Source organism: bacterium (genome assembly GCA_030247525.1).
Classification (GTDB): domain Bacteria; phylum Electryoneota; class JAOADG01; order JAOADG01; family JAOADG01; genus JAOTSC01.
The window spans coordinates 1-5,526 of the sequence record JAOTSC010000200.1 but is presented as its reverse complement, the minus strand read 5'-3'; the positions used below and the strand labels follow the sequence as shown (position 1 = coordinate 5,526).

The 5,526-nt window shown below is 47.3% G+C and carries 3 protein-coding genes; 1 reads left to right on the top strand and 2 read right to left on the bottom strand.

The annotated features are described in order from the left end of the window. The coding region (locus OEM52_13580; GenBank protein ID MDK9701167.1) for a YCF48-related protein at positions 1-479 on the bottom strand (479 nt) is incomplete at its 3' end. An 83-nt stretch (positions 480-562) separates the two neighbouring features. Continuing rightward, positions 563-3,856: a fibronectin type III domain-containing protein gene (locus OEM52_13575; protein MDK9701166.1), complete on the bottom strand. Its 3,294-nt coding sequence runs from the start codon at positions 3,854-3,856 to the stop codon at positions 563-565. Between the two features lie 513 nt (positions 3,857-4,369). Between OEM52_13575 and OEM52_13570 the strand changes: the two genes are divergently transcribed. Further along, positions 4,370-5,526, top strand: a 1,157-nt coding sequence (locus OEM52_13570) for a tetratricopeptide repeat protein (protein ID MDK9701165.1), incomplete at its 3' end; no start/stop codon positions are given.

The following is a 5,526-nucleotide window of genomic DNA, read 5'->3' as shown; positions in this document are numbered from 1 at the left end:
TTGCAAATGTTGAGCATAGCAGTCTCTTGTAACACCCAACTCACGCATCCATCGGTCGTTTTGTAGATGTTTCCATCAGTCCCACCAATCAAACCGGTATTGGCATTGCTGAACCTCTGGCTTTTTACGGCAAACAGAGTTGAATATTGCGAAAGCCATAGACTTCCGGCATTCGTTGTGGAATAGACAATAGAGTTAAACCCTGATGCCCACCCAGAATTCGCATCAACAAAGTTCAATCCGTAAATGGTATTCGTGGCTCCTGTCGCTTGTGAAGACCACGACAAACCACCGTTTGTAGTGTGTAAGAGTTGTCCGCTGGTTCCTGAAATCCAGCCATTGTTTGCGTCGACAAAACTGCTGGCATACATCGTCGCAGTGGTTCCACTCGTCTGAGCCGTCCAAGTCTGTGAAAAGGCATTCAAACACATTACCAGAATAATGGCAATACCGTATCGAAGCCCAAAATGAATTCTCATGCTCCTCTCCCGATCCTTTAAGAATGGTTCTACCAGCCCTGAATTCCTTACCAGTGACCGGTAGAACCTTTTCAATGTTGATTTTATTTAATCAGCGTCATCTTCTTCGTTTCGCTGTACTTTCCGGCTTGTAACCAGTAGTAATACATACCGGATGGAAGACGATTGCCATTGAATTGTACCGTGTGATGCCCAGCGACAAAGTCGTTGTTTGCTAATAGATCAACCTGATGCCCAGTGATGTCGAAAACACTCAATCTCACTTTAGTTCCCACTGGTAAATCGAAGCTGATCGAAGTGACAGGATTAAACGGATTTGGAGTGTTTTGCTCGAGTAGGAACTCCGTTGGTAACGTCGAAACGGTTGTACCTGGTGTTGCTTGAACGATTGCGGGATGCATTGTTCGATGTCCGTCCAAACCAACATCTGACATGCGATATTCATATGTGATGTCATTCAAAACTGAGTGATCCAAGTACCGATACGCAGTTCGAACTTGACTATTTCCACCCGGTGCAAGGCTATTCACTCGTGCTACTTCATTCCAACTGCCATTCACATTTCTCCGCTCAATGCAGAAGTACGCATTCCCAATCTCAGTTTCCACATGCCAGTTGAGTGTCACCTGTCTGTCTCCAGCAGAACAGCTCATGACAAATCCTTCTACAGGGAGTACCTGATCCTGTGTAATCACCCAATCCGAGAAGTGCGTCACATTTGTCATCCGCGCGCGCCAGACATTTGGCGTTCCCGCCTGTGCCAGAGTGATGATTGGTGTGTAGGTCGTCCATTGCATGGTGGATTGATTGTAGGACACTGTTCGCATCGCAGGAACCGCGATGCGCGGATCGGTGATACCGGCAGGTAGATCATTGTCGGTGAAGAGCAAATCAAGTGTCGCCGACCACCCCGAGCCTCCAGTTGAATTGATTGAGAAGTAACGACGGATCGTGTTCGCCCCCGGTTGAATGGGTAGCGTTGGTGGTATAGCGGAATACACGACATCGACTCGACTTGGATTTGTCCCTGAGCTGCCAAAATTCAAGTTGAGCGGAGGTTGATTCGCGGTTGCCGGATCGTTCGGGAAAGTCGGTGTCCACGGCGTTCCGGGTATCGGTGCCGGATTTGTACCCGACACAGTCGCCGATGTGGTGGTAGCCGTCACAACTGGACTATAATAACTGACACTCGTTCCGTTTTGCGTGGTTGCCCAGGTCTGAACATTATAAGTCACACCCGGCAGCAAACCGGTCACAACGAATGTAGAACAGGGGAGTAACGGTGCATATCCCACGACAATTTGACCGGACAGATCCACATATCGGTTTTGCGTCGTACCCGGCGTGTTAAAACCAATCGAATACCGCGTGAGAGGTCCATTAGGCAACACTGAACTATTGCGAATGGTAACCTGTATGCTGTTTGCGGAGCGGTTACCAATTACCGGAGCATCCGGATTATAAGGATCAGTATCTACATACAACGAGACACAATACTGTGAATTGGCATTCCAGTAAGGATCGTACGAATAGATGTTGAACAAGTAGTGCGTCCCCGCCCGCAACCCGGAGAAAGCATAGTTAAAGGTGGTGCTGTTGTTGATCGTGATCATCGTATCTAGCGTGGAGCTACCGTCGCGATAACGGTAGATTTTAGTATACATATTGGCTTGATTGGTGGGAGTCCACCAAATCGTTGCAAACGTCGATGAACGACCGGTAAAACTCCCACTTCCGGTCGGCGAAGTAGGATAGGTTGGAGTTGTCTGGAAATTGAGTACCGGGCTACTTGGCGACCAATCCACGGCATTGGGATAAGCGGTGCTCATGGCACGACTGACAATCTGATAGGACGTGTACATGGAAAATTGCAACGGACGAATCATTTCCGTCGACCAATACGGAGTAGACGAGAGTGAACCGTCGTTCGCGACGTACAAGCCGCGGATCTGTTCGAAGAGACAGTATCTAGCGTCGCCACCATTCGGATCGGTCGTATTATTCTCAATTCGAATTGCTACCTGAGTCGGCGTAAAGGTTGCTACTGTTGGAATCGCCGGTCGACTGGGGCGCGTCGAGAAATTGATGGTTGGACTCGCTTCTGACCAGTCTGTCGGTATCATGAATCCCGGGCTGATCGCACGAACGGCAACCGAATAGGTCGAGCTGCGTACAGTTCGCATATAGCGAGTCTTCATCGTATCTAGAAAGGGTGTCGTCGATAAATACCCATTCGCACCGACATACAATCCACTTAGGGTTTCGACGAGGGCGTATAAGGTCGGAGTCCCGTTAGGCGTTGTTGTATTGTTCTGGATTTGAAACCATGCCTCTCCACCACCATTTGATACTAACGTTGGTGCGGCAGGTACTGCGGGACGTGTCCAAGTGTTGTAGTCGATCCACGTTGAGTTACCACCTGCATTGTGTGCTAGCACCATGACGCGGTACTGGTTACCCGGTAAAAGCCCGGTAAATGTATATGAGGTGCTGTTTGCCGGGATGTTTAAGTTGTTGCTGTAGCTTGTCGTAATTCCCAAACAGTACACCCAGTAATACTCCTCGTTGGTCGAATAATCAATCCAAGTCGGTGTAAGTGTGGTCGTGGTAGGGAAATCGCCTTGCAAGACTGGAGTTGCCGGTGGCGGCAAGCGGAAGCGAACAGCAGTACCGGGAGCTGGTGTAGTAGCGGTCCAACTCAGCATATACTGACTAATTCCGCCCCAGATTCCCGCATAACCCGGGAACCGTTGAGTACCGGTTTGCGAGCCGTAGTAAATAGATATATCACCACCGGACAGATCGACCCAGAACGAAGTGCTGGCGTTCGGATCCGCGTAATACCCGAGTTGATCGAAGAGGATCCGGGTCGTGTTGCCATAGTTGGTCGGGTTTTGAACGACGATTGTAGTATTGGGACGGACATACATATCCTCGTTCCAGATGTAGACCGCTGGCGCCCAAAAGCTGGGGGGCCAACTACCGCGATTCGAACCTGATGGCGCATTACCAAAGTAAATAGTACCATTGCCACCGATGTAAATTTGGGTGTAGGTGACACCATATAAGGTGTACCCGCCGGTCAGATTGTAGGGACCAACAACATTGTCGTCTGTTAGACCGGTGACAGTTGTTGTGGGACCCATGTACCAGTTCCAGTTTTGGTAGGAAGGGCCACCCGGTTCGTTGGAATCCATCCAGCGATACCCAAATCCATCGGGTCCGCCTTGCGCATCAGTGGAATTTGTTGAGATGGTGCGTTGTGCCTCGTCGTTCAATGGTGCGGCATGAACGACAAGTACCGTCAATAAACACAGGACTGACAAAATGGAAATCAGTCCCAAGTGACGAACTTGAGTTTTATGACAATGAGTCATCAGTTTCTCCTTGGTGAAATGTCACTGGTAGGTTATCCTATTGGATAAGTCTTAACCACACGCGCAAGAAGAAAACGAGTAAAATATCTTTAAATCTTCTAGAGGAGTTACGTGCAATCGTAAATTAGTTTACTGGCTAACTGTTACTATGTATATCCATATTGTCTACTGTGATTTATATTTGCTGTTTTTACAAACACATATAGCAACAAAGAAAATCTACGTTTCTAATCAACCGTTAACTACAACGTCTTGAAATCCTTTACTGGACTGCATTATCGGTTTTAACACCATTGGAATGCTTGTAAATTCTGAAGTAAGAGAATGATCGGAGATAAACTACTCCGAATTGAGAGCTCTCGAGGACTAACCCAAAGTGTTAGCGTAGCTCAATCAACTTCGGTCTGGTGTTAATCGAGTAACGTGCGTCTCAGAAATCAGACCCCAAAATTAGAGAATGGTTAAGTAGTCACCGTTTTCGATAAAACGGGTCTTGAAAGGTAGGAGCTATCCTTGAAAAAGATCGAGCAAGCAACTGGCATTACGAGCGAAGCATCTGTTATCGATGCCTACTCAACTGCGATGCATCTTGCCGAAGAAAAACGCAAGCAAACTTGGTACGCCGAAGCGATCATTGAATACCGGAATGCCATTCGTCAGGCTGAAGGTTTGCGTAGTCGTGCACGGATTGCTGAAGCCTTATACTTTATCGGAATATGTGAAGTTCGTTTAACGAATCTGGAATCTGCACTAGCGAGTTTTCGTGAGGCACGTAACCTGTTCCAACGATCTCGCAATCGGGAGCGCGTCGCTGACTGCTATGGTAATGAAACGTATGTTCATCGGATGCGAGCAGATTACAAAACCGCTCACCAACTGGCTCAAAAAGCACTAGCCATTTATGAAAAGACCGATAATAAAACTCGTGCTGCCATGATTCATCAGAACATCGGCGCTATCTACATCGAACAAAAGCGTCCTCACAAAGCTGCAGCGAGCATGCGTTTGGCATTTCAGATTATGACAGAAGTCGGTAATTACGAGTTTGCAAACAACGTTCGCATCGATCTTGCCAAAGTGATATACAGTAACGATGAGGTGGACGAATCGTTGGAAATGCTGGATCAGGTCATTCAAGAAGCCACCAACAGAAATCTCACAGTACAGTTGGCACAAGCGCTTTTTACGCGTGGAATGATGTTGCCTACTCTGTTAAGGTATGAAGAGGCAATTAACGATCTCGTTGTCGCAACAGAACATTTTCATTACCTCGGTGATAAACGATTTGAAGTTCTTGCACTCACGAATCTAGGTAGCATCCGAAAACTGAAAGGAGACAACGAAACTGCAAGAGTTGATTTGGAAAGGGCAATCCTATTGTCGAAAGAAATCAAATTGCCATTACTAGAGCATTATGCGATTAGAGCCAGCGCGATGGTGAATCATCGTCGCAACTTTCATGAAGCTGCCACTACTCAGATTGAGAGTACCATTGCATATTTTCATGAGTTAGGGAATCCACGCGAAGAAAATTTCTCAGTGTTTCTAAGGGGACTGTGGAATGCTGAGCTAGGGTTAAAAGCGAAAGCTGTAGTAGATTTTGATCGAGCATTAACCTTTTGTCTAAGGAATCCTTGTCACGCGTTAAGTGTGGAAACGTTCTTTTCGGT

What these genes read in the sequence shown, in the direction of transcription:
- OEM52_13575 (MDK9701166.1), bottom strand. Translation starts at nt 3,856, where the DNA reads ATGACTCATTGTCATAAAACTCAAGTTCGTCACTTGGGACTGATTTCC.